Raw genomic sequence first — 20,392 nt, 5'->3', positions numbered from 1 at the left:
CCCCTCCTTAATGTCGGTAAAGCGACGCGCCGGTGTCGCAGAACTTTTCAAAGGCCGCCGGAAGCGTGCGGTACAGTTCGGCCATGACCTCGCAACCGCGCTTAGTCAGTGCCGGCGGCGCGGTCAGCAGTGTCGGCTCCACCATGTCGGTAAGCAACGCCAGCGCCGCAGCCGCGCCCCGCGCTTCGCCGTACTCATTCACCATCGCGCTCTCAACGTGCAGCGCGATGGCCATCTCAATGCGTTCCACCGTCATGCGGTGCGGGCCGCGCATTTCGCTGCCGGTGTCGGCCAGATGCTTAGCCCGCCATGCGGAGGCGATGGCGCGACGGTAAAGCGCCGTGGTCAGCTCCGGCGGAAATACGGATACCTGTGGCTTCTTCATGCGCGGACCTCCTCAATCAGTGCGCAGCAGCGCGTGACGTCGTTCAGGTCGGCGCGCAGGTACTCCATCAGCGCGGCAACGCCGGGCACGCTGTGCGTGGTGAATGAACCCGAGCAGGGATGTTCGGAAAACAGGAGCTGGAGCAGGTCGCAGGCTTCCTTAGCGCGGGTCAGTTTTTCAAATGCGTCTTCCGGCAGGCCGTAGGCAAAGGCGGCAAAATTACCGTTTTCAGACATGGGGATGCCCTGAGCACCGTTGTGCCCGATTGAAACTGTCATGGTTTACTCCGTTAAAGCTGGCTGTGTGTCAGAGGTAGTTTGAGTAGTGGCTGGCGTCCGGTTCGGCGGGCTGCTGTACAACCCGCTCGCGCCAGCGCTCAAACTGCACGGACGGGTGCAGGGCAAGCGGGCTGAAGCCGCCCTGACCACCGGCAATTTCAGCAATGCGTCGTGGTGGTTCGCTGACTCGCGTGTAGCTTTCTTCAAACCACGCCAGCGGAGCCGATGTCACCTGACCGTCGCTGTCATAGCGATAGAGCACTTCCTGACTGAATTCAGGCGTGGCCGTAAACGCAGACACGGGCAGGGAGGTGAAGCGGATGACGGTGACCGTCCAGCCCTGACTGTGCTGCCAGATTTCGCCGCGCTGCGGATATTCACGCATTAACACCTCCACGGCACGGCAGACGGCCCGCAAATAACAGGATGTAGTCAGCCGCCAGACGGCGTCGCGCGCTGTATTCGTCACTGGCGGTAACACGCAGCATGACGGGGCGACAGGACAGCTGAGAACGGTTGATTGCCGCAAATATCCAGGTAGACTTTGATGCAGCCATAGGGGTACTCCCAAGTTCATTTATGGTCAGGCTTTGCGAGGTATTGCGAGTACCTTGCAGAGCCGCTTGTTTTCAAGTGTCTTGTTGTATAAGGTACGTACCTTATAGTTCTTATTAAAGTAAAAGGTACGTACAATGTCAAGAGTTAAAGACCGCACTCCTAAAACCGGTGGCAAATCGCCCACCTTCCAAATCCGCATCAATCCAGAGCTAAGAGAGCAACTCGATCTTGAAGCAGCCAAAGACCAAACTACCCTCGGCAACTGGTTCAAGGAGGTTGCAAGAGAAGAACTTAAGCGCCGTGGCATTGAACCCAAAGGATGATTTTTCGCGGTGACTCGACGCCGCATATTTATCAATGTGCGCGCTGCTGCCCTATCCACTCTTTTACCTCCTCAGCGCGCCAGGCAGTAATACGAGCGGAAATTTTTACTGGCTTCGGAAATGATCCGGATGCAACCCGTCGCCATAGCGTTGCTGACGAAAACGGCAGGCAATGCATCAACTGTTTTTGTCTTATAAATCCAGTTTCAGGGATGATTCCGTAAGGTGTGTGCTTCAAGTTAGGATCTCCTATCTCAGTGAGTACAAGTGGTGTGGGATGAGATTAATGGAGACACATTGATGAATTCCACTGAAAATGGAATTCCATCAAGAAGAAGAAAATTCCATTTAAAAAAAAGAATTCCATCGATTCATTGCTGTTGGAGAGGGAAGATTAGGGATTCCAAATTTATGATTTATAAGCAACTTATCTTAAAGGGATTTGTATTAACCTTCATTGCCCTTCATTACCCTTTATAAACTCTTAGGTTCGACACTATTGGCCAACATTGGCAACTAAATGGCAATCGAAGGTAATGCCTAGGCATTGTTTGGCACATTTCGGTACCGATGAGATGACAATGCATCTTAAAAGCAAGCAACAAAACGCTATTACTCATCATAAAGTGAGTTCAGAGACGTTCTCAACTTGTCGTAAAAAGAAGATTTACCGATCCCTTTTTGGCTTATGCCATTAGATTTCGCATAATCGCTCAACAATCTGTGCAAGGGTTCGATGCTTGGAGAACCAGCATTGTTAATCCACTTGGTCGATCCACTGGCTGATTTCTCCATAGCAAGATTGATCGCGAGTAAACCTATAATTTTATGAAGAGATGCATTTTCCTCATTTTTCTTATGGGCACCACGCTTGTCCTGAGCATTTTCTTTAGCGATTAGAAGTGCCTTTTCACCTCCACACTGATAAATGAGTGACTCACCATATTTCTTATATATATGACTCAAGGATTGGGTGCATCTTTCTATCAGAAAATCAGGAGTTACATCTTTTTCAAGAAGAATGAAACAAGATGAGAAAAGGATGTTTGCCTCTATAGGGCTATTAGTCGCGATTGCTTTAGGGTAGAGTAGATCTAGTTCCTTTTGCTTTCCTTGTGATTTAAGGATAGCGTGTAAATTTCTGTTAACTCTAATAAGATATACGCAGTAATCACCGATGATACTAGTTTTATCTTTCGGTAATTCATCGTTTCTAAGGTTAGGGTCAACATTGGCTAATGCCCTTGCCAATTCCTTTATTTCAATTTGGGGGTAGTGGATTAGCCTTTCAATTGAACTACCTTTTGAGAAACTTAAATGCATTATACTGCCGCCTCTATTTTAGCCAGAAAATCAGCCATTTTATTTAGCGCTAATTTCCTTTCATTAAAGTAATTATGCCGGTTATAGATGCCTTCAACGCCTTTGATGCGATGGTTAAGGCATCGTTCTGCCACCACTGGATCGATACCTAAAAAGGCCAAATGCGTTCTGGCGGTTCGCCTGAAGTCGTGGATAGTAAAGCCTTCAACTCCTTCCATATGTGGTTTAAGCTTTGCCAGAGCAACAGGAAGGGTGCTTTCTGCGATATGAGGTATCATCCTGTTTTGCATCTTTCTCGCAGGGAGAACCCATTCGCTGCCTAAAGAGAGTTGCTTTAGCTCATTCAGCCAAGTCAAAGATAATTCAGGAAGAGGAATGTCTAGATTATCGCCATTTTTAGTATTTTTTAAATACCATACGCCTTCTTCAAGGTTGAAATCATCCCATTTAGCTGAGCATAGTTCCATTTTCCTACAGCAAAGAAGTAAAAGTAACTTAAAGGTTATTTCATTCTGTCGGCTAAAACCTTTCGCCATCTTCATTGCACGGAAAAGTAATGTAATCTCGTCTTCTGAAAGAAAACGATCTCTGGATTTTTCTTTGCCGCCTGCGTCATTATTATCAAAGGCTGCAGCTGGATTAACATTCAAATAGTGACGTTTTATGCCATAATTAAATATACGCTTTATCCAACGTAACACGTCATTAGCGATAGTGGGCGCACCACGCTGAACGATGCTCTGCAACATCATATCAATGTCCCCAGGCTTAACGTCTTCTAGTTTAATGCTCCCTATATGGGGGTTAATATCTTTTTCAATGCGCCTACGAAGAATATCGGGGTGCTTCCATCGTCCAACTATTTGCTTTTCGTAGTACTCAAGCGCCAAATCAGAAACGCGACGAGTGTTCCTCTCTTTCTCGATTCTGGCAAGGGTTGAGGCTTTCCGCTCCTGCTTCTCTCCGGCGACGTCATAGCCTAAAGCTACTCTTGCCGATAGCTCTCTGGCCCTTTCGCGCGCTTTTGCCAAGGACAGATCCCCATACGAACCGATCCACATTGCACGCGCCTTACCTCCATAGCTATAGCGAAAACGCCATTTTGGTATGGAGAACTCCTTACGGTGGCAAAGATACAGTCCGTTTCCGTCAGATCGCCCCTCGAAGCGTTCCTGAGACCTGAGCCATGCTTTTATCTGTATATCTGATAGCTTTCCCATTCTGCCTGCTTGTACCAAATCGATAACGGTTAAGGGGATAGTTGGTACAACATATGGTACAGCAAAGGCGAGATATTTTGCGAGAGGTGATGATTCTTGGTGAGACAATAAAACCCGTAACTCACGGGTTTTATTGGTTTTGTGACATTATATGAAAACGGATGAGATATTATTCAATATTCTGAATCTGCTCGCGCATCTGTTCGATCAGCACCTTCAACTCAATCGCTGATGCGGTGATCTCGGCGTTGATAGACTTCGACGCCAGCGTGTTCGATTCACGGTTAAACTCCTGCATCATGAAATCGAGGCGGCGGCCAACGGCTTCTTTCTTCTTCAGGATGTTGTAGGTCTCTTTAACGTGCGCATCCAGACGATCCAGCTCTTCCGCCACATCGATACGCTGCGCCATCATCACCAGCTCTTGTTCCAGGCGATTATTTTCCAGCTGTACTTCGGCTTCTGCCAGTTTGGTCACCAGGCGCTCGCGCTGCCATTTGATCACTTCCGGCATCTGCGCGCGCACTTTGCTGACTTCTTGCGATACGCCTTCCAGACGCTGTTCTATCATCGCTTTCAGCGCGGTGCCTTCACTTTCGCGCGCTTCGATAAAATCATCTAATGCGCCATCCAGCGCTACCAGCAGTTCGGCGTTAATCGCATCCAGATCTTGCTCCTGCGCGGACATTACGCCAGGCCAGCGCAGAATATCCAGCGGGTTGATCGCGCCCTCATCGCTTTGCATTTTTACCCAGTTGGCGGCCTGCACCAGCTGTTTGGCCAGCGATTCATTCAGCTGTAATTCGCCTTGCGCGCTGGCATCGGCGTCGTAGCGCAGGTAGCACTCAATTTTACCGCGCGTCAAACGGTTGCGGATGCGCTCGCGGATTACCGGCTCCAGACCACGAAATTGTTCCGGCAGACGGATGTAGGTTTCCAGATAGCGCTGGTTAACAGAACGAAGTTCCCACGCGGCGCTGCCCCAGTGGCCTTTGGCTTCGCGGCGGGCGTAAGCGGTCATACTGCGGATCATAGTCGTCTTCTCATTTTCAGAAATGTTGGGTGAAGTATAGCGAGGCCGGCTCGAGGCTAACAGGCATAAGCGCACTTAAGCTTGAATAACAAAATATTACCGCTTTTCGCAACGCGCCTTTATGCTTAGCCCTCGTTCACTTTTGAGGATTCGTGATGTTCCGCTCCGTGGCTCTCCCTGCTTTATTGGCGTTACTGCTGGCTGGATGTCAGACGCCTGTTACCTCGCATCAGCAGATCCCGCCGAATACGGCGCCGGTGGCGGTGTGCGGTTCTGGTGACGTGATGATGCAAACCACGCTGTGGTTTGGCATGAATAAACCGAAAGGTGGCACCGTGAGTAACCTTGAATGGCAGCAGTTCGTGGATAACGACGTCACGCCGCGCTTCAAAGATGGATTATCAGTCTACGATGCCAAAGGGCAATGGCTGGGCGATAACGGCAAGCTGGCGCGGGAAAACAGTAAAGCGCTGATGCTGATTCACAACGCAGATCGCAGCAGTTCTGACAGTATTAATGGATTGCGTGAGGTCTACAAAAAGCGCTTTGAGCAGGAATCCGTGATGCGCGTTGATTCACTGGTGTGCGTGGCGTTTTAACGGTTGAGCTTGACCCGACGTTTATATCGCGAGGCTTTGGTAGGGTGCGCATTGCTGCGCACCCAAATACATCAGATAAACAGCCCAGCGAATGCGGCGGAGAGCAAACTCACCAGCGTGGAGCCATAAACCAGCTTCCAGCCAAATCGTGAGACCACGTTGCCCTGTTTCTCGTTCAGGCCTTTAATGGCACCGGCAACAATGCCAATCGAAGCGAAGTTAGCAAACGATACCAGGAACACCGACAGAATCCCCAGACCGCGCGGCGTCATCTCCGCTGCCACTTTCTTTAGTTCAATCATCGCCACAAACTCGTTCGCCACCAGCTTGGTAGCCATAATACTTGCCGCCTGTAGCGCATCGGCGGACGGAATCCCCACCAGCCAGGCAAACGGATAGAAAACGTAACCGAGCAGCTGCTGGAAACTGTAGCCAAATACCGTGGCAAACAGCGCGTTGATGGCCGCAATCAGCGCGATAAAGCCAATCAGCATCGCCAGGATGATCATCGCCACTTTAAAACCGGCGAGAATGTATTCGCCCAGCATCTCAAAGAAACTCTGATCTTCGTGCAGCTTATCCAGCGCGATATGTTCTTCGTTCTCCGGACGCGTCGGGTTAATGATCGAAAGAATAATAAAGGTGCTGAACATGTTGAGCAGCAACGCCGCAACCACATATTTCGCGTCAATCATCGACATATAAGCGCCAACAATCGACAGTGAAACCGTCGACATCGCCGTGGCCGCCATGGTGTACATACGCGGTGCGGAGATATCGCCGAGAATGCCTTTATACGCGATAAAGTTTTCAGACTGGCCAAGAATCAGCGTGCTGACGGCGTTAAAGGATTCCAGCTTGCCCATTCCGTTCACTTTCGACAGCAGGGTGCCGACCAGCCGAATCAGCAGCGGCAAAATACGCCAGTGCTGCAAAATACCGATCAGCGCAGAAATAAACACGATGGGGCAGAGCACGCCAAGGAAGATGAATGCCAGGCCCTGATTCGCCATATTGCCAAACACAAAGTTAGTGCCTTGTGCCGCAAAGGTTAATAAGGTTTCGAAGAAGCCGCCCACCGCGGTAACCACCGATTGTCCGCCCGCTGAGTGAAGGAAGAACCAACCCAGCGCGGCTTCAACGACCAACAGTTGAATAATAAAGCGTGGACGAATCCGTTTACGGTCATGGCTGACCAACAGCGCAAGGGCAAAGATCACCACCAGCGCCAGCAGGAAATGCAGTATCGCTATCATCATTTATCTTTTTAAGGGAGGAAACGCGCATTTAGCCACAGCCGCCGCGGAATTTCATCCAGGATTGTGCCGATCGCGGGCAGGACAGCCGGAGATGAAGTCCGTATAATGCGCAGCCAAACCCAAGCAAGCCGGAGAGAAACCATGCGTCCAGCAGGCCGTAGTGCAGCAGAAACACGTCCCGTCACCCTTACTCGTCACTACACCAAACACGCAGAAGGCTCTGTGCTCGTTGAGTTCGGCGAAACCAAAGTGCTGTGCACCGCAACCGTCGAAGAAAGCGTGCCGCGTTTCCTCAAAGGCAAAGGTCAGGGGTGGATTACCGCGGAATATGGCATGCTGCCGCGTTCCACCCACAGCCGTATGGCGCGTGAAGCCGCCAAGGGCAAACAGGGCGGACGTACGCTGGAGATTCAGCGTCTGATCGCCCGTTCACTGCGTGCCGCCGTCGATTTGCAGGCGCTGGGTGAGTTCACCATTACTCTGGATTGCGATGTGATTCAGGCCGATGGCGGCACCCGCACCGCCTCTATTACCGGTGCCTGCGTGGCGCTGGCTGATGCGTTAAACGCATTGGTTGCGGCAGGCAAACTGAAAGCCAGCCCGCTGAAAGGCATGGTAGCGGCGATTTCCGTCGGCATCGTCGGCGGTGAAGCGCTATGCGATCTGGAGTATGTAGAAGATTCCGCCGCAGAAACCGACATGAACGTGGTGATGACCGAAGATGGCCGCATGATTGAAGTGCAGGGCACCGCTGAAGGCGAGCCGTTCAGCCACGACGAATTACTGCAGCTGCTGGCGCTGGCGCGAGGCGGCATTGAGCAGTTGATTCAGGCGCAGAAAGCGGCGCTAACCAATTGATGTAACAGGCGACCATAGAGTCGCCTTTTCTTTATTTGAGGAGTGAGAAATGAAAGCCTGGCAGCGTCAGTTTATTGAATTCGCCCTGAACAAAGGGGTGCTGAAGTTTGGAGAGTTCACCCTAAAATCGGGGCGTAAAAGTCCCTATTTCTTTAATGCCGGCCTGTTTAATACCGGCCGTGATTTAGCGCTGCTGGGACGTTTCTATGCGCAGGCGCTGGTGGATGGCGGCGTTGATTTCGACCTGCTGTTTGGCCCAGCGTATAAAGGCATTCCGATTGCCACCACCACCGCAGTGGCGCTGGCCGATCATCACGAGCGCGACGTGCCTTACTGCTTCAACCGTAAAGAAGCCAAAGATCACGGCGAAGGTGGTTTGCTGGTGGGCAGCCCGCTGCAGGGCAAAGTGATGCTGGTGGATGATGTGATCACCGCTGGCACAGCGATCCGTGAATCAATGGATATCATCAGCGCGCACAACGCCACGTTAGCGGGCGTATTGATTTCGCTGGATCGTCAGGAACGTGGTCGCGGCGATATTTCAGCGATTCAGGAAGTCGAGCGCGATTATAAGTGCAAAGTCACCGCGATTATCACGCTGGCCGAGCTGATTGATTATCTGGAAGAGAAGCCGGAGATGGCCGACCATCTGGCGAAAGTACGCGCGTATCGCAAAGAGTATGGGATTTAACCACCAGACAATTGTGCGATTTGTTATGAGGTTGCCATGAATGGCAACCCTACGACATCAGGTCGGCATTGATGCCGACCTGATGTTTTAAACCAGCTGCGCAGCCATCAACGGCCAGCGGCTATCGAAATCAGCGGTTGGACGAAAGCGGAATTCGGAACGCACATAGCGCGACAGCAGTCCCTCACAGAACGCCAGCAGCTGGCTCGCCAGTAGCGTTTCGTCGTTCTGGAAACCTTCTCCATCACGCATTTTCTTTTCGCGCATCACCTGACGCAGCTGCACTTCAATACGCTCAAATAGCTGATTAATCCGCCCCTGCAGGCGATCCTGTTCGAACATCAGCGCGTGGCCGGTCAAAATACGCGTCAGCCCCGGATTACGCTCACCAAATCCCAAAATCAGCTGCACGATTAAACGCAGTCGCGTCAGCGTCTCTTTTTCGTCTTTCAGGATCAGATTGATGCGGGTAATCAGACTGTCTTCAATAAACTCAATGAGGCTATCGAACATGCGCGTTTTGCTGGGAAAGTGGCGGTACAATGCCGCTTCCGAAACGCCTACATTGGCTGCCAGCTTGGCGGTGGTGATGCGCTGACTGCCATCGCTCGACTCCAGCATTTGCGCCAGCGCCTGCAAAATCTCTTCGCGACGATTCCGTTTCGCGACTTTTTTTTCTGCCATGACCTTCAACACCCCTGAAATTCACCAAAAACAGGCAATACTGCCTCATCTGCCACAGACAAAGCGGCCTGTGGCGACAAGAAATAAAAAGATGGCTAAGCGAAAAGTGTCGCGTGTTACTGACGGCCTGAGTGACCGAAGCCGCCCGCGCCGCGGTCGCTGGTGTCAAAATCGTCCACCAGGTTAAATTCCGCCTGCACAACCGGCACGAATACCAGCTGTGCTAAACGGTCGCCTGGCTGCAGGGTGAAGCTGTCCTGGCCGCGGTTCCAGACGGAAACCATGAGCTGGCCCTGATAATCGGAGTCGATTAAACCCACCAGGTTGCCCAGCACGATACCATGTTTATGGCCAAGGCCAGAACGCGGCAAAATCACCGCTGCAAGGCTGGGATCGGCAATGTGAATGGCCAGGCCTGTGGGCACCAGCGTGGTCATGCCCGGTGCGATTTCCAGTGCGTCATCCAGACAGGCGCGCAAATCGAGACCTGCGGAGCCAGAGGTTGCATACGTTGGCAGCGGGAATTCATTGCCTACGCGTGCATCAAGAATTTTAACGTCGATTTTTTTCATCATAACGGCTGACAATCTCGTCTATTAATTGTTGGCCAAGGAGCGTCTTATCACTGAGCGGTAAGACTTTTTCTCCCTCCTGCCAAAAAAGGTGAAGAGCATTGGTGTCGCTATTGAATCCCTGACCCGCCTGCGCCACGTCGTTGGCACAAATCAGATCCAGGTTTTTTCGCACCCGTTTTTGCCGCGCGTATTCTTCCACATTCTGGGTTTCGGCAGCAAATCCCACAACGTAAGGGCGATGTTCCTGCAGCGCCGCCACGCCCGCGACAATATCGGGGTTCTTCACCAACTGCAGCGTGACGCTATCGTCGCCACCCTGTTTTTTGATTTTCTCTGCGGCAATCGTCGCCGCCCGGTAGTCTGCCACGGCTGCGCTGGCAATGAAAATATGTTGTTGCTGGATTTGCGCCATCACCGCGGCTTCCATCTCCAGCGCGCTATCGATATCCACGCGCTGCACGCCCGCTGGCGTTGGTAGTGCAACCGGACCGGCGACCAGCGTCACATTTGCGCCGCGTTTTGCCGCGGCGGCGGCAATGGCAAAGCCCATCTTACCGGAGCTGTGGTTGCTGATATATCGCACCGGATCCAGCGCTTCACGCGTTGGGCCGGCGGTGATCATAATGTTGAGATGTTGCAGATCGTTGACGGGCGCAGCCCATTCCAGCGCGTGGGCAACAATCGCCAGCGGGTCGAGCATACGGCCAGGACCGATGTCGCCGCACGCCTGGCTGCCGCTGTCGGGACCCCAAATCAGCACGCCGCGTTGCTGCAGACGCAGCAGGTTCTCTTGCGTGATGGCCGCGCGGTACATCTGCTGATTCATAGCAGGAACGATGGCGAGAGGCGCATCGCTTGCCAGGCACGCGGTGGTGACCAAATCGTTCGCCATACCGGCGGTGACGCGGGCAATTAAATCGGCTGTTGCAGGTGCCAGCACAATCAAATCGGCCCATTTTGCCAGTTCAATATGCCCCATCGCGGCTTCTGCAGCGGGGTCGAGCAGGTCATCAAATACCGGATACCCGGAAACGGCTTGTAAGCTAAGCGGCGTAATAAAGGCTTTGGCCGCTTCGGTCATCATTACGCGGACGTCTGCGCCGCGATCGCGCAGCCGACGCACCAGTTCCGGCGCTTTATAGGCCGCAATGCCGCCGCTGACGCCCAGCAGAATTTTCTTTCCGGCTAATCCCATCATGTTCTTCGCCTCAAAGCAGATTGCCGCGTCACAGGCGGCAGATGCAGGCAACTTTATCACAAAATCCGCAACGCGCCTTTTCACTGCCTGCGGCCTTTGCGAGCCGGCTCTGAAATTCCGTTTTGCTTGCTGGCGCACCGTGCGGCAGACGCGCAGAATCGCCGCAACGCAGGGAGAGCAATGTCATGACGGAACTGGCACCACGGGAAAAGCTACTGTTAATAGGCGCGGAAAGGCTGAATGATGCTGAGCTGTTGGCGATTTTTTTGCGCACCGGTACGCGCGGCACCAGCGTGCTGCTGCTGGCGCATCAGATGCTGAACGAGTTTGGTTCGCTATATCGCATTATGACCGCCAGCAAAGAGGAGCTGGGGCAAATTAAAGGTGTGGGCAGCGCCAAGATGACGCAGCTTTACGCCATCGCTGAATTAGGGCGACGCTTTTTTGCCAGCCAGCTGGCGCGGGAAAATGTGATGGAAAATCCGCAGGTGACGCGCCATTACCTACAAAGCGTGCTGGCCCATCAGGAACGAGAAGTGTTTATGGCGCTATTTCTGGATAATCAGCATCGCGTGTTGCAGGCGCAAAAGATGTTTTCGGGTTCGATTGCCAGCGTGGAGGTGCATCCGCGTGAAATTGTGCGCGAAGCCTTGAAGCTTAACGCTGCGGCGGTGATTCTGGCGCACAATCACCCCTCGGGCGTCGCTGAACCGAGCCGGGCCGATCGCGATATTACCGCGAAAATTGGCCAGGCCTGCGCGCTGCTCAATATCCGTTTACTTGATCATCTGGTGATCGGTCACGGCGAGTTTACCTCTTTCGCTGAGCGGGGTTGGTTGTAATTCATCGATTCAATTGAACAGAAATGAGGCATTTTTGCGCGATCCAGAGGGATCTTTATCTGTTCGGGACTTGAGCACTCAGGCTGAGCGGCGTATACTACGCCACCTTTGAGAATCTCGGGTTTGGCGTTTGGGCCAGCTTAGCGGGTTCACATGGAACTCGCCTGGGCGGGCTAAGGCCTGACGAGGCGGCCAAAACCTAGTTTTTAAAGCTCGAGCTGATTTGATTTTTGGAGAATAGAAATGTCACGAGTCTGCCAGGTAACTGGAAAGCGTCCGGTAACGGGTAACAACCGTTCCCACGCAATGAACGCGACGAAACGCCGTTTCCTGCCGAACCTGCACTCTCACCGTTTCTGGGTTGAGAGCGAAAAGCGCTTCGTTACTCTGCGTGTATCTGCTAAAGGTATGCGTGTTATTGATAAAAAGGGCATCGATACGGTTCTGACCGAAATCCGCGCCCGTGGTGAGAAGTACTAAGGAACTGAATCATGGCTAAAGGTATTCGTGAGAAGATCAAGCTGGTTTCCTCTGCTGGTACAGGTCACTTCTATACCACCACGAAGAACAAACGTACTAAACCAGAGAAATTAGAACTGAAAAAGTTCGATCCGGTTGTACGTCAGCACGTGATCTACAAAGAAGCTAAAATTAAGTAATTTTAGTGTTCTTAGAAAAACCCGGCTTCGGCCGGGTTTTTTGTTTCTGCGATTCGTTGAGGAGATGAGATGCCTGAATTACCTGAGGTAGAAACCAGTCGACGCGGTATTGAACCCCATATGGTGGGCGCCACCATTCTGCATGCGGTGGTGCGCAATTCCCGTTTGCGCTGGCCGGTCTCGCATGAAATCCATGCGCTGAGCGACCAGCCGGTATTAAGCGTGCAGCGTCGCGCCAAATACCTGCTGCTGGAGCTGCCGCATGGCTGGATCATCATTCACCTCGGCATGTCCGGTAGCCTGCGCGTGCTGCCCGGCGAACAGCCCGCAGCCAAACACGATCACGTCGATTTGGTGATGAGCAACGGCAAAGTGCTGCGCTACACCGATCCGCGGCGTTTTGGCGCCTGGCTGTGGAGCAGCGATCTGGCCGGCAGCAGCGTGCTGGCGCATCTCGGTCCGGAACCGTTAAGCAGCGAATTTGATGGCGCTTATCTGTTTGAAAAGTCACGCGGCAAACGCACGCTGATCAAACAGTGGCTGATGGATAACAAAGTGGTGGTTGGCGTCGGTAACATCTACGCCAGCGAATCGCTGTTTACCGCCGGGATCTTACCCGATCGTCCGGCGATGAGTTTGAGTCAGGAAGAGGCCGAGCTGCTGGTGAATACCATCAAAGCCGTATTGCTGCGCTCGATTGAGCAGGGTGGCACTACGCTGCGCGATTTCCTGCAAACGGATGGTAAACCCGGCTATTTCGCGCAGGAGTTGCAGGTTTATGGCCGCACCGGAGAACCTTGCCGCGCCTGTGGTACGCCGATTGCCAGCGGCAAGCATGGCCAGCGCAGCACCTTCTGGTGTCCACGCTGCCAGCGCTGAGTTAAGGCTGCGCCAGTCGCGCCAGTAAAGCCTTGTGCACCACGGCAGGCAGGAATGCCTGCACGTCACCGGCATGGCGCGCCACTTCTTTTACCAGCGAAGAAGAGACGAACGAGAAGCCCTCGGACGGCATCAGAAATACGCTTTCAAGGGTGGGCAACAGATGACGGTTCATCTGCGCCAGCTGCAGCTCATATTCGAAATCGGAAACCGCACGCAACCCGCGCACCAGCACGTTGGCGTTCTGCGCTTGCGCAAAGTTCGCCATCAAATCGCTGAATCCCACGACGTCCACATTGGGCAAATGTGCCGTTACCTGGCGCGCCATATCCACACGTTCATCCAGACTGAACAGCGGTTTCTTGCTCGGGCTCGCGGCAATCGCCACCACGATGCGGTCAAACATCTGCGCCGCGCGCGTCACAATATCCAGATGACCCAAGGTGAAAGGATCAAAGGTGCCGGGATAAATCGCTTTGGTACTCATACGCGGCCTTTTGTTGAGGTGTGATGCAGCGCCCAGAGCGCCGAGTATTTGTTGAAGGTGTATTGCGCGTTCACTACCGCCAGAATCCAGCCCTGTTTGCCATCAAGGAAACCGGCGCGCAGCAGCAGCGTTTTCACGAACGCGCCGAGCGTATGGCTAAAGATAGAGAACAAGCCGCAGCGTTTGCCGCGCTGGAAACGCTCTTGCGCCCAGGCTTCGGCATAGTTCATTTGCTTGCGCTGGAAAGCGATGAGATCGCGGCAGGTAAGATGTTGCAGGTCGCCCGGCAACGTCACCACCGGCGCGCCCTGCGTCTCCAGCGATTCATGTACCAGGTTGTCGTTGTAATTCAGCTTGCGCGGGTAGAGGCGCATCACGCGGTCGGGATACCAACCGCTGTGGCGCATAAAGCGACCGAGAAACAGGTTGCTGCGCCCCAGGCTGTAAACGGTGTCTGACGGCGGTTGAGCTAAAACCTGTTCAATGGCACGACGCAGTTCTGGCGTCACCCGCTCATCAGCATCGATCATCAAAATCATATCGCCGTTGGCATGTGCCTGCGCGCGCTGGCGCTGTTTGCCAAATCCATCCCAGCCTTCAGCCTGGTACACCTGTGCGCCATGCTCCCGCGCGACTTGTGCGGTGTGGTCTGAACTGCCGGAGTCCAGCACCACAATCTCATCCGCCCAGCTAACGGAGGTCAGCGCCTCTGGCAGCAGCTCAGCTTCATTTTTGGCGATCATCACCACAGAGAGGCGTTGGCGTTGCGACATGAGTTAGTGTGCTCGCGGCGGTAAGTGAGGTTCGAGTAACTGTAGCAGACGCTGTAAGGCGCCCTGATTCTGATGCAGCACTTCCACGGCATGGCGACCGTAATAGCGGCGATAATCGTCATCCTGCAGCAGGTTAGCGACCTCTTTTTGTAACGACACCACGTCAGTAACGGTAATCAAACCTTCGGCCTGCTGCAACTTGGCGCAAATATCTTTGAAGTTCCAGATGTGCGGACCCATCAGCACGGGGATCGCGTGTGCGGCCGGTTCGAGCGGATTGTGCCCGCCGCGCTCCACTAAACTGCCGCCAACAAAGGCGAGGTCAGCAATGCCGTACAGCATCATCAATTCACCCATGGTGTCGCCAATCACGACTTGGGTGGAGCTTGATGGAATTTCACCGCTGCTGCGCAAGATAAAACTGAAGCCACGTTTTTGCGCCAGGTCACAGGCATCTTTGAAACGCTCTGGATGGCGCGGCACCAAAATCAGCAGTAGATCGGGAAACTGCTGCAGCAGGCGACGATGGGCATCGAGCACAATCGCCTCTTCGCCTTCGTGGGTGCTGGTGGCGATCCATACCGGGCGACGCGATGCCCACTGACGACGCAGCGTCACCGCTTTGGCCGCCAATTCCGGCGTGACCGAGATATCAAATTTGAGGCTGCCGGTGACGGTAAGATGCGAACGTTTCAGGCCAAGGCTAAGGAAACGGTCGCCATCTTCGGCGTTTTGCGCAGCAATCAGCGTGATACGTTGCAGCAAATCGCGCATAAAGCCGCCGAGCTTTTTGTAGCCTTTGGCTGAACGCTCAGACAAGCGCGCATTGGCAATCACCAGCGGGATTTGGCGCTGATGCAAAATACGGATGATGTTTGGCCACAGCTCGGTTTCCATAATGATCACCAGCCGTGGATTGACGTTATCAAGGAAGCGATTAATGGAGCCAGGCAGATCGTATGGCAGATAAACGTGGTGCACATCTTTGCCAAATGCCGATTGCGCGCGCTCGGAGCCGGTTGGCGTCATGGTGGTGACGGTGATCGGTAAAGTGGGATAGCGGTGGCGCAGCGCGCGCACCAGCGGCACCGCCGCCAGCGTTTCGCCGACGGATACGGAGTGCAGCACAATACCATGCGGCAGTACTTTTCCAGCGCAGTAGCCGTAGCGTTCTGCCCAGCGCTTACGATAGGCCGGTGCTTTTCGACCGCGCAGCCACAGGCGCAGCCAGATGAGTGGCTGAATCAGATAGAGCAAGGCTGTGTATAGAGTCGTCATAGTTACCGTTACGACAGAATCGCGTCAAAAAACAGATGAAAGGCGGCATGTTATCAGAAACTAGCCGCCTGCTCATACCACTTCGTCAGCGGCTCTGCAGCACTTGCTGATAAAGTGAAGTCAGCGCCAGCGCCAGTCGCTGCGGACCAAAAGGTTCAATTCTACGTCGTGCGGCTTCACCCATGGCAGAATTGTGTGAAAGTGCTGGCGTGGCGATTACGGATTCGTTTAACGCTTTGATATCTAACGCATCACAAACAAAACCTTCCTGGCCTGCAGTGATAAATTCAGCGCCACCGCAGCCGGTGCTGGTGATCACCGCCAGGCCGCAGGCCATTGCTTCCAGTACTACATTGGGAAAGGGGTCATAAAGCGTGGGCAGCAGCAGCGCGTCAGCGGCATGGTAAAACGGCTGTACATCCTGCTGCACGCCAACAAAACGCATTCGATCCAGGCAGTTAAGCTGATTCGCTAACTGCTGATAACGCGACAGGTGCTTATCCTGGCCAACCACCACCAGATAGCGATCGCTTTTCGCTACCGCCTCAATCGCGGCCTTAAGTCCTTTGCGCTCAAAGCCCGAACCGACATAAATCATCACTGTGGCATCGTGCGGCAGGTTGAGCTGCTGACGTGCTGCGTGGCGCAATGTTTCGCTGGCGGGCTGGAAACGCTGGCTATCAATCGCATTGTGAATCACATGAATCTTGCTGGCATCGAGCGTGAAGTGCCGCAAAATATCCTGCTTCACCATCTCGGAATTACAGATCACCGCCTTCAACGCAGGCGCATTGAACATCTCGGCTTCCGCCTGCAATACGTAGCGATGGTAAGGGCTGAGGCTGGCGCTCAAACGTTGCCACGGCGATACAATACGCGCGCGCTGTTCCAGCCATACGCGATGCACGCCATCTCCCGCGCGGAAGATATCGCAGCCGGCGATGCGTTCGTGGCTCTGCACAATATCGAACTTCTCACGTTCCCAGCATGCCCGGGCGGCGCGGGCAAAACCCCGTTCGCGCGAGATGCGGCCGAATTTCGCCGGATTACAGATGTGCAGATGCCAGGCCGGATTCGGCGTGCCCTGCCAGCTGCGGGTGATAATGTTGAGATCGAGCTGTTCGCTATCCAGTGCTTCCAGCGCACGTGAGATAAAGCGCTCGGCGCCGCCGTCGGGACGATATTTCTGCCGGACTATCGCCAGGCGTAACTTACTCATGCAAAAAACTCCTGGCGGCAGCGACCACATCCTCAACGGGAATAGCAGAAAGGTAGCGCTGTTGGGTATTGGTATCGATTGCGTCTGGCGACGGCAGCGGCCCATAATCGCCGGCCCAAATCACGCGGTTGTTCTCGCCCCACGGGCGCCAGTGTTGCAGCTTAGTTGGGCCAAACAGCGCAAGGCAGGGGGTTTCCAGCGCGGCGGCCATGTGCATGGGAGCTGAATCCACGCCGATAAACAGCTGCGCCGCATTGATGAGTGCGGCCAACTGCGGCAAGGAGAGTTGACCCGCCAGCGACACCACATTGTGGCTGCGGCACAGCGACTGAATATTGGCGATCATCGCCAGCTCTTTCTGGTCTGGTCCTGCGGTAAGCACCACGGTACGGCCTTCAGCGGTGAGCGCATCGATCACCTGTGCGACTTTGTCATCTTCCCAGCATTTAAACTGCCAGCGAGAAGTGGGTTGCACCACAATAAAAGGCGCGCTGACCGCGTGCTGTGCCAGCATGTCCTGCACCTTTTGCCAATCGACCGCGCTGAAGTGCATTGAGGCTTTCGCGCCCGCGGCGCTGATACCCAGCGGCGTCAGCGCCGCCATATTCTGTTCAACCGTATGCAGCTGGTTATGATTGGCGGTGCTAACCAACTGATTGTGCATTCGACGCCATAAAACATTGTCGCGCTTGTGAAAAGCAAAACCGATACGCACGTTGGCGCCGGAAAGGCCGGTAATAATGGCGCTGCGCCACTGATCGGCGAGGTTGATCACGAGGTCATAATGGCAGGCGCGTACCGCAGAAATCAGGCGCATTTCGTGACGGAATTTCTGCCAGCCGCCCTCTTTCTTCCAGTTGCGATCGATAAAGTGTAACTGGCGAATGGCCGGATGCGCTTCCAGCATCGGACGGGTCTCTTTATACAGCAGAACGTCGATATTGGCCTGCGGATAGCGCTGGCGAAGCGCATTGATAGCGGGTGTGGTCAGCAGCATATCGCCGTGATGGCGCAGCTTGATCAATAGAATATTTTTCGGTGTAAATGGGTCTGGAATCGGGCTTGCCATACTCAAATGATCTCAGAATTCAGTCAGCTGATTGTAGGGCAAACCCCAAAAGCGTGAAAGCCAGGTGCAGCGCTTATTTCTTACGCCAGCGATAAATCCGACTCAGCCACAACAGCAGTTGATACCATTGCCGCAGGCCGCGTGCGTTACGCAGCATGCGTTTATGCGTTTGTGTGGCAAACAGGTCTTCAATCATCGCCAGACGCGCACTCTCTTCGGGTTCGCGACGAATGCAGTGGCAGACGCTGAGCGCCTCATGCGTAATCTGGGCGTGAAATGACGGATAGATTTTCACTTTATCGCGATAGCGCACGTTAATCTCTTCCAGCAATCGCGCAATTTTCAGGTAATGGCGCTGATACTCGACGTTGCGCTGGCCGGTGCGCTTACGATTGCTGATTGACGCATCGTGCATATGGTAGCGATAGAAGATTTTATCGGTGTAGCGCACGCGTTTAGCGTTAAGCATCAGCTCGGTGGTCCAGGGGATATCCTGATGATGCAGGCCGGGTTCAAAATAGAGCTGCAGCTGCTCGATCAGTTCACGGCGATAAATCCCCAGCCATACCACGTGCATGTAGCGCCGCGTTTGCAGTGCCTTATTGAGCCATTCAGAGCCGCTAAGCACGCCGGTGCTGGTGAGGCGATCGCGGGGAATCAGCGGCTTTACCTGTTGACTGGCTTTAAAGAACCACTCCGCATTGCACTGCGCGACGTCGAGATTATCGCGCTCTGCCATTTCGACCAGGGTTTGATACATCGCCGGGTCCATGGTGTCGTCAGCATCCGGGAACGACACGTACTTACCACGCGCGACGGCCAGTCCGGCATTGCGGGCGCGAGATACGCCCCCGTTGGCTTGATGAACAACGCGCACATGGTGGTGCTGTTGTGCATAGGCGTCGGCACGCTCGCCGGAACCGTCGGTAGATCCGTCATCGACAATGATGATTTCCATGTCGCTAAGCGTTTGTGCCAGCAGCGCTTGCATACAGACAGTGAAATCGCTGCCCGCATTGAACATGGGAATGATAAGGCTGAGTAAAGGGGCTGATTGAGCAGGGGGCATTGTCATGCTGTTTTTGTGTTCTTCCGTCGCGCCAGGCGTTGTTGCTGCCTCGCGGTAATAAAATCATGAATATCATCCAGCTTCCGCTGATCCAGTTCAAACAGCTGTTCAGTGGGATGCTTAAATTTGTACTGCGCTGCGAAAACAAATGATGAAGGCGCAATATGATTTGGGCCAATCAGCAAGACATCGCCAAGAGGGCGCTGTTCTTCTACACAGCAAGGACCGTAAATCAAAATAATGGGAACGTGCTGCGCATCGGCAATATAAACGTTCCCCGAATCAGACGCGATATAGAAATCCATCTCGTTGATAACGGCGGGAACGTCTTCTAACGGCACTTTACCTACCAAACTGATCACATTCTCACGCGCGCCGACAACTTTATACAGCTCTTGTAGACGTGATTGTTCATTCGGTGCGCCAAAGGCAAAGAACTGACAGGGTAAATCGCTGAGATGGTCAAACAGTCGCTGCCAAATCAGCGGAGGAATCGTTTTCGCCTGGTTACCGGCGGTGATACTGATACCAATTCGGATCCCCTCATGCTGGAAAATTTCTGCAGGCAGCGCGCGAGGTTGCCAAAGCGGTTGTGTCGCATGTTTCGGATAGCTCTCTTTAGTAAAAGAACGATCGGCGAGCTTTAAATAATTTTCCAGCGTGAGCGTATTTTTTTCGTGCTGCACGACACCTGAAGCGGTGAGATAAAAAAGCTTCTGATAGCTTCGGCGACGATAGCTGGAAAGAAATTGCTTGTTACTGGCGTTACAGCAAGCGGCAATAAATAGATTGAGATTGGTCGGATGTAGCAGATAGATATTGTCGTAACGATTAAGTAATAACCATATTAATTTGAATTTCTTAATCAGTCCTGAACGATGATCTTCGATGTACCAGATATTTTCTAGCGTGCTGTCACGCGTCGCCAGAGCCGCTACGCTATGGCTTAGCAGCGCATCGCTTTTTCCCAAATGGGTTAATAGCGGAGTGATGTTAATAAAATCACCAATCTTCGCTGTTTGAATCACGAGATTTTTACCGGTCCTGGCATGGAAGATTTTCATCAACCATTTCACCGGTAAAAAAAGAATGAAGAGAATGGTATACGTCAACGATCTATCCCCATGTTCGGC

Annotated in this window: 27 protein-coding genes; 8 read left to right on the top strand and 19 right to left on the bottom strand. The window is 53.4% G+C overall.

What is annotated here, in order from left to right:
* Positions 1-7: 7 nt before the first annotated feature.
* Genes ACIP6T_RS23030 through ACIP6T_RS23015 form a run of 4 tightly spaced genes read right to left on the bottom strand, consistent with a single transcriptional unit; the run spans position 8 to position 1,220 of the window.
* Positions 8-385 carry a DUF5375 family protein gene (locus tag ACIP6T_RS23030; protein ID WP_400459272.1) on the bottom strand — a complete coding sequence of 126 codons (378 nt, stop codon included), beginning with the start codon at positions 383-385 and terminating at the stop codon, positions 8-10.
* A complete protein-coding gene (locus ACIP6T_RS23025; protein WP_400459269.1) occupies positions 382-663 on the bottom strand; it encodes a hypothetical protein in 282 nt (93 codons plus the stop codon). The genes ACIP6T_RS23030 and ACIP6T_RS23025 overlap by 4 nt, the downstream gene beginning before the upstream one ends.
* A gap of 28 nt (positions 664-691) precedes the next feature.
* A complete protein-coding gene (locus ACIP6T_RS23020) occupies positions 692-1,048 on the bottom strand; it encodes a hypothetical protein (RefSeq protein ID WP_400459266.1) in 357 nt (118 codons plus the stop codon).
* Positions 1,041-1,220, bottom strand: coding sequence for a host cell division inhibitor Icd-like protein (locus tag ACIP6T_RS23015; RefSeq protein WP_400459263.1), 180 nt, complete (start codon positions 1,218-1,220; stop codon positions 1,041-1,043). Before ACIP6T_RS23015 ends, ACIP6T_RS23020 begins: the two co-directional genes overlap by 8 nt.
* 135 nt (positions 1,221-1,355) lie before the next feature.
* Here ACIP6T_RS23015 and ACIP6T_RS23010 point away from each other — a divergent pair, with 135 nt between their 5' ends.
* On the top strand, positions 1,356-1,544 hold the full coding sequence (locus ACIP6T_RS23010; RefSeq protein WP_060681334.1) for a hypothetical protein: 189 nt from the start codon (positions 1,356-1,358) through the stop codon (positions 1,542-1,544).
* Between the two features lie 31 nt (positions 1,545-1,575).
* Here the strand turns inward: ACIP6T_RS23010 and ACIP6T_RS23005 are convergent, their stop codons facing one another.
* From ACIP6T_RS23005 to ACIP6T_RS22990, 4 genes are all read right to left on the bottom strand, one after another.
* Positions 1,576-1,782, bottom strand: coding sequence for an AlpA family transcriptional regulator (locus ACIP6T_RS23005; protein ID WP_096072318.1), 207 nt, complete (start codon positions 1,780-1,782; stop codon positions 1,576-1,578).
* A 374-nt stretch (positions 1,783-2,156) separates the two neighbouring features.
* On the bottom strand, positions 2,157-2,867 hold the full coding sequence (locus ACIP6T_RS23000) for a hypothetical protein (RefSeq protein WP_400459259.1): 711 nt from the start codon (positions 2,865-2,867) through the stop codon (positions 2,157-2,159).
* The gene (locus ACIP6T_RS22995) at positions 2,867-4,087 is read right to left on the bottom strand and encodes a tyrosine-type recombinase/integrase (RefSeq protein ID WP_400459256.1); all 1,221 of its coding nucleotides are present in this window, start codon (positions 4,085-4,087) and stop codon (positions 2,867-2,869) included. Before ACIP6T_RS22995 ends, ACIP6T_RS23000 begins: the two co-directional genes overlap by 1 nt.
* Positions 4,088-4,256: 169 nt before the next feature.
* Positions 4,257-5,120: a YicC/YloC family endoribonuclease gene (locus tag ACIP6T_RS22990; protein WP_097095575.1), complete on the bottom strand. Its 864-nt coding sequence runs from the start codon at positions 5,118-5,120 to the stop codon at positions 4,257-4,259.
* A gap of 155 nt (positions 5,121-5,275) precedes the next feature.
* On the opposite strand from ACIP6T_RS22990, the gene ACIP6T_RS22985 reads away from it, so the two are divergent.
* Complete coding sequence (locus ACIP6T_RS22985) at positions 5,276-5,719, top strand: DUF3574 domain-containing protein (RefSeq protein ID WP_400459253.1); 444 nt, start codon at positions 5,276-5,278, stop codon at positions 5,717-5,719.
* A 71-nt stretch (positions 5,720-5,790) separates the two neighbouring features.
* On the opposite strand, the gene ACIP6T_RS22980 is transcribed toward ACIP6T_RS22985, so the two are convergent.
* On the bottom strand, positions 5,791-6,975 hold the full coding sequence (locus ACIP6T_RS22980) for a NupC/NupG family nucleoside CNT transporter (protein ID WP_097097622.1): 1,185 nt from the start codon (positions 6,973-6,975) through the stop codon (positions 5,791-5,793).
* Between the two features lie 144 nt (positions 6,976-7,119).
* Between ACIP6T_RS22980 and rph the strand changes: the two genes are divergently transcribed.
* Positions 7,120-7,836, top strand: a complete 717-nt coding sequence (gene rph / locus ACIP6T_RS22975; protein ID WP_097095577.1) for a ribonuclease PH — start codon at positions 7,120-7,122, stop codon at positions 7,834-7,836.
* Between the two features lie 49 nt (positions 7,837-7,885).
* Positions 7,886-8,527: an orotate phosphoribosyltransferase gene (gene pyrE / locus ACIP6T_RS22970; protein ID WP_097095578.1), complete on the top strand. Its 642-nt coding sequence runs from the start codon at positions 7,886-7,888 to the stop codon at positions 8,525-8,527.
* 87 nt (positions 8,528-8,614) lie between these two features.
* Here pyrE and slmA read toward each other — a convergent pair whose 3' ends face one another.
* From slmA to coaBC, 3 genes are all read right to left on the bottom strand, one after another.
* Complete coding sequence (gene slmA / locus ACIP6T_RS22965) at positions 8,615-9,211, bottom strand: nucleoid occlusion factor SlmA (RefSeq protein ID WP_097095579.1); 597 nt, start codon at positions 9,209-9,211, stop codon at positions 8,615-8,617.
* A 116-nt stretch (positions 9,212-9,327) separates the two neighbouring features.
* Positions 9,328-9,786, bottom strand: a complete 459-nt coding sequence (gene dut, locus ACIP6T_RS22960) for a dUTP diphosphatase (RefSeq protein ID WP_400459248.1) — start codon at positions 9,784-9,786, stop codon at positions 9,328-9,330.
* Entirely contained in the window at positions 9,764-10,984 is a 1,221-nt protein-coding gene (gene coaBC / locus ACIP6T_RS22955; protein WP_345827720.1) for a bifunctional phosphopantothenoylcysteine decarboxylase/phosphopantothenate--cysteine ligase CoaBC, read from the bottom strand. Before coaBC ends, dut begins: the two co-directional genes overlap by 23 nt.
* A gap of 185 nt (positions 10,985-11,169) precedes the next feature.
* On the opposite strand from coaBC, the gene radC reads away from it, so the two are divergent.
* From radC to mutM, 4 genes are all read left to right on the top strand, one after another.
* The gene (radC, locus tag ACIP6T_RS22950) at positions 11,170-11,826 is read left to right on the top strand and encodes a DNA repair protein RadC (RefSeq protein ID WP_097095582.1); all 657 of its coding nucleotides are present in this window, start codon (positions 11,170-11,172) and stop codon (positions 11,824-11,826) included.
* 243 nt (positions 11,827-12,069) lie between these two features.
* Positions 12,070-12,306: a 50S ribosomal protein L28 gene (rpmB, locus tag ACIP6T_RS22945; protein ID WP_007885297.1), complete on the top strand. Its 237-nt coding sequence runs from the start codon at positions 12,070-12,072 to the stop codon at positions 12,304-12,306.
* An 11-nt stretch (positions 12,307-12,317) separates the two neighbouring features.
* On the top strand, positions 12,318-12,485 hold the full coding sequence (rpmG, locus tag ACIP6T_RS22940) for a 50S ribosomal protein L33 (protein ID WP_001051798.1): 168 nt from the start codon (positions 12,318-12,320) through the stop codon (positions 12,483-12,485).
* A gap of 69 nt (positions 12,486-12,554) precedes the next feature.
* The gene (gene mutM / locus ACIP6T_RS22935; protein WP_400459223.1) at positions 12,555-13,364 is read left to right on the top strand and encodes a bifunctional DNA-formamidopyrimidine glycosylase/DNA-(apurinic or apyrimidinic site) lyase; all 810 of its coding nucleotides are present in this window, start codon (positions 12,555-12,557) and stop codon (positions 13,362-13,364) included.
* Position 13,365: 1 nt separating this feature from the next.
* Here the strand turns inward: mutM and coaD are convergent, their stop codons facing one another.
* The 7 genes from coaD to ACIP6T_RS22900 form a co-directional block, all read right to left on the bottom strand.
* A complete protein-coding gene (gene coaD, locus ACIP6T_RS22930) occupies positions 13,366-13,851 on the bottom strand; it encodes a pantetheine-phosphate adenylyltransferase (protein ID WP_345827729.1) in 486 nt (161 codons plus the stop codon).
* Complete coding sequence (locus ACIP6T_RS22925) at positions 13,848-14,624, bottom strand: glycosyltransferase family 2 protein (RefSeq protein ID WP_400459219.1); 777 nt, start codon at positions 14,622-14,624, stop codon at positions 13,848-13,850. The genes coaD and ACIP6T_RS22925 overlap by 4 nt, the downstream gene beginning before the upstream one ends.
* Positions 14,625-14,627: 3 nt before the next feature.
* On the bottom strand, positions 14,628-15,902 hold the full coding sequence (waaA, locus tag ACIP6T_RS22920; protein ID WP_097095586.1) for a lipid IV(A) 3-deoxy-D-manno-octulosonic acid transferase: 1,275 nt from the start codon (positions 15,900-15,902) through the stop codon (positions 14,628-14,630).
* Positions 15,903-15,987: 85 nt separating this feature from the next.
* On the bottom strand, positions 15,988-17,121 hold the full coding sequence (locus tag ACIP6T_RS22915; protein WP_400459216.1) for a glycosyltransferase family 4 protein: 1,134 nt from the start codon (positions 17,119-17,121) through the stop codon (positions 15,988-15,990).
* A complete protein-coding gene (gene rfaQ / locus ACIP6T_RS22910) occupies positions 17,114-18,190 on the bottom strand; it encodes a putative lipopolysaccharide heptosyltransferase III (RefSeq protein WP_400459213.1) in 1,077 nt (358 codons plus the stop codon). The genes ACIP6T_RS22915 and rfaQ overlap by 8 nt, the downstream gene beginning before the upstream one ends.
* 73 nt (positions 18,191-18,263) lie before the next feature.
* On the bottom strand, positions 18,264-19,265 hold the full coding sequence (locus ACIP6T_RS22905; RefSeq protein ID WP_400459210.1) for a glycosyltransferase: 1,002 nt from the start codon (positions 19,263-19,265) through the stop codon (positions 18,264-18,266).
* Entirely contained in the window at positions 19,262-20,371 is a 1,110-nt protein-coding gene (locus ACIP6T_RS22900; protein ID WP_345827735.1) for a glycosyltransferase family 9 protein, read from the bottom strand. The genes ACIP6T_RS22905 and ACIP6T_RS22900 overlap by 4 nt, the downstream gene beginning before the upstream one ends.
* Positions 20,372-20,392: the final 21 nt, after the last annotated feature.

This window comes from Pantoea sp. NPDC088449, from assembly GCF_044753225.1.
Taxonomy (GTDB): Bacteria; Pseudomonadota; Gammaproteobacteria; order Enterobacterales; family Enterobacteriaceae; genus Pantoea; species Pantoea floridensis.
This window is presented reverse-complemented; position numbering and strand designations above follow the sequence as displayed.

Coding starts and splice junctions, on each gene's coding strand:
- ACIP6T_RS23030 (WP_400459272.1), bottom strand. CDS start 385: ATGAAGAAGCCACAGGTATCCGTATTTCCGCCGGAGCTGACCACGGCG.
- ACIP6T_RS23025 (WP_400459269.1), bottom strand. CDS start 663: ATGACAGTTTCAATCGGGCACAACGGTGCTCAGGGCATCCCCATGTCT.
- ACIP6T_RS23020 (WP_400459266.1), bottom strand. CDS start 1,048: ATGCGTGAATATCCGCAGCGCGGCGAAATCTGGCAGCACAGTCAGGGC.
- ACIP6T_RS23015 (WP_400459263.1), bottom strand. CDS start 1,220: ATGGCTGCATCAAAGTCTACCTGGATATTTGCGGCAATCAACCGTTCT.
- ACIP6T_RS23010 (WP_060681334.1), top strand. CDS start 1,356: ATGTCAAGAGTTAAAGACCGCACTCCTAAAACCGGTGGCAAATCGCCC.
- ACIP6T_RS23000 (WP_400459259.1), bottom strand. CDS start 2,867: ATGCATTTAAGTTTCTCAAAAGGTAGTTCAATTGAAAGGCTAATCCAC.
- ACIP6T_RS22995 (WP_400459256.1), bottom strand. CDS start 4,087: ATGGGAAAGCTATCAGATATACAGATAAAAGCATGGCTCAGGTCTCAG.
- ACIP6T_RS22990 (WP_097095575.1), bottom strand. CDS start 5,120: ATGATCCGCAGTATGACCGCTTACGCCCGCCGCGAAGCCAAAGGCCAC.
- ACIP6T_RS22985 (WP_400459253.1), top strand. CDS start 5,276: ATGTTCCGCTCCGTGGCTCTCCCTGCTTTATTGGCGTTACTGCTGGCT.
- ACIP6T_RS22980 (WP_097097622.1), bottom strand. CDS start 6,975: ATGATAGCGATACTGCATTTCCTGCTGGCGCTGGTGGTGATCTTTGCC.
- rph (WP_097095577.1), top strand. CDS start 7,120: ATGCGTCCAGCAGGCCGTAGTGCAGCAGAAACACGTCCCGTCACCCTT.
- pyrE (WP_097095578.1), top strand. CDS start 7,886: ATGAAAGCCTGGCAGCGTCAGTTTATTGAATTCGCCCTGAACAAAGGG.
- slmA (WP_097095579.1), bottom strand. CDS start 9,211: ATGGCAGAAAAAAAAGTCGCGAAACGGAATCGTCGCGAAGAGATTTTG.
- dut (WP_400459248.1), bottom strand. CDS start 9,786: ATGATGAAAAAAATCGACGTTAAAATTCTTGATGCACGCGTAGGCAAT.
- coaBC (WP_345827720.1), bottom strand. CDS start 10,984: ATGATGGGATTAGCCGGAAAGAAAATTCTGCTGGGCGTCAGCGGCGGC.
- radC (WP_097095582.1), top strand. CDS start 11,170: ATGACGGAACTGGCACCACGGGAAAAGCTACTGTTAATAGGCGCGGAA.
- rpmB (WP_007885297.1), top strand. CDS start 12,070: ATGTCACGAGTCTGCCAGGTAACTGGAAAGCGTCCGGTAACGGGTAAC.
- rpmG (WP_001051798.1), top strand. CDS start 12,318: ATGGCTAAAGGTATTCGTGAGAAGATCAAGCTGGTTTCCTCTGCTGGT.
- mutM (WP_400459223.1), top strand. CDS start 12,555: ATGCCTGAATTACCTGAGGTAGAAACCAGTCGACGCGGTATTGAACCC.
- coaD (WP_345827729.1), bottom strand. CDS start 13,851: ATGAGTACCAAAGCGATTTATCCCGGCACCTTTGATCCTTTCACCTTG.
- ACIP6T_RS22925 (WP_400459219.1), bottom strand. CDS start 14,624: ATGTCGCAACGCCAACGCCTCTCTGTGGTGATGATCGCCAAAAATGAA.
- waaA (WP_097095586.1), bottom strand. CDS start 15,902: ATGACGACTCTATACACAGCCTTGCTCTATCTGATTCAGCCACTCATC.
- ACIP6T_RS22915 (WP_400459216.1), bottom strand. CDS start 17,121: ATGAGTAAGTTACGCCTGGCGATAGTCCGGCAGAAATATCGTCCCGAC.
- rfaQ (WP_400459213.1), bottom strand. CDS start 18,190: ATGGCAAGCCCGATTCCAGACCCATTTACACCGAAAAATATTCTATTG.
- ACIP6T_RS22905 (WP_400459210.1), bottom strand. CDS start 19,265: ATGACAATGCCCCCTGCTCAATCAGCCCCTTTACTCAGCCTTATCATT.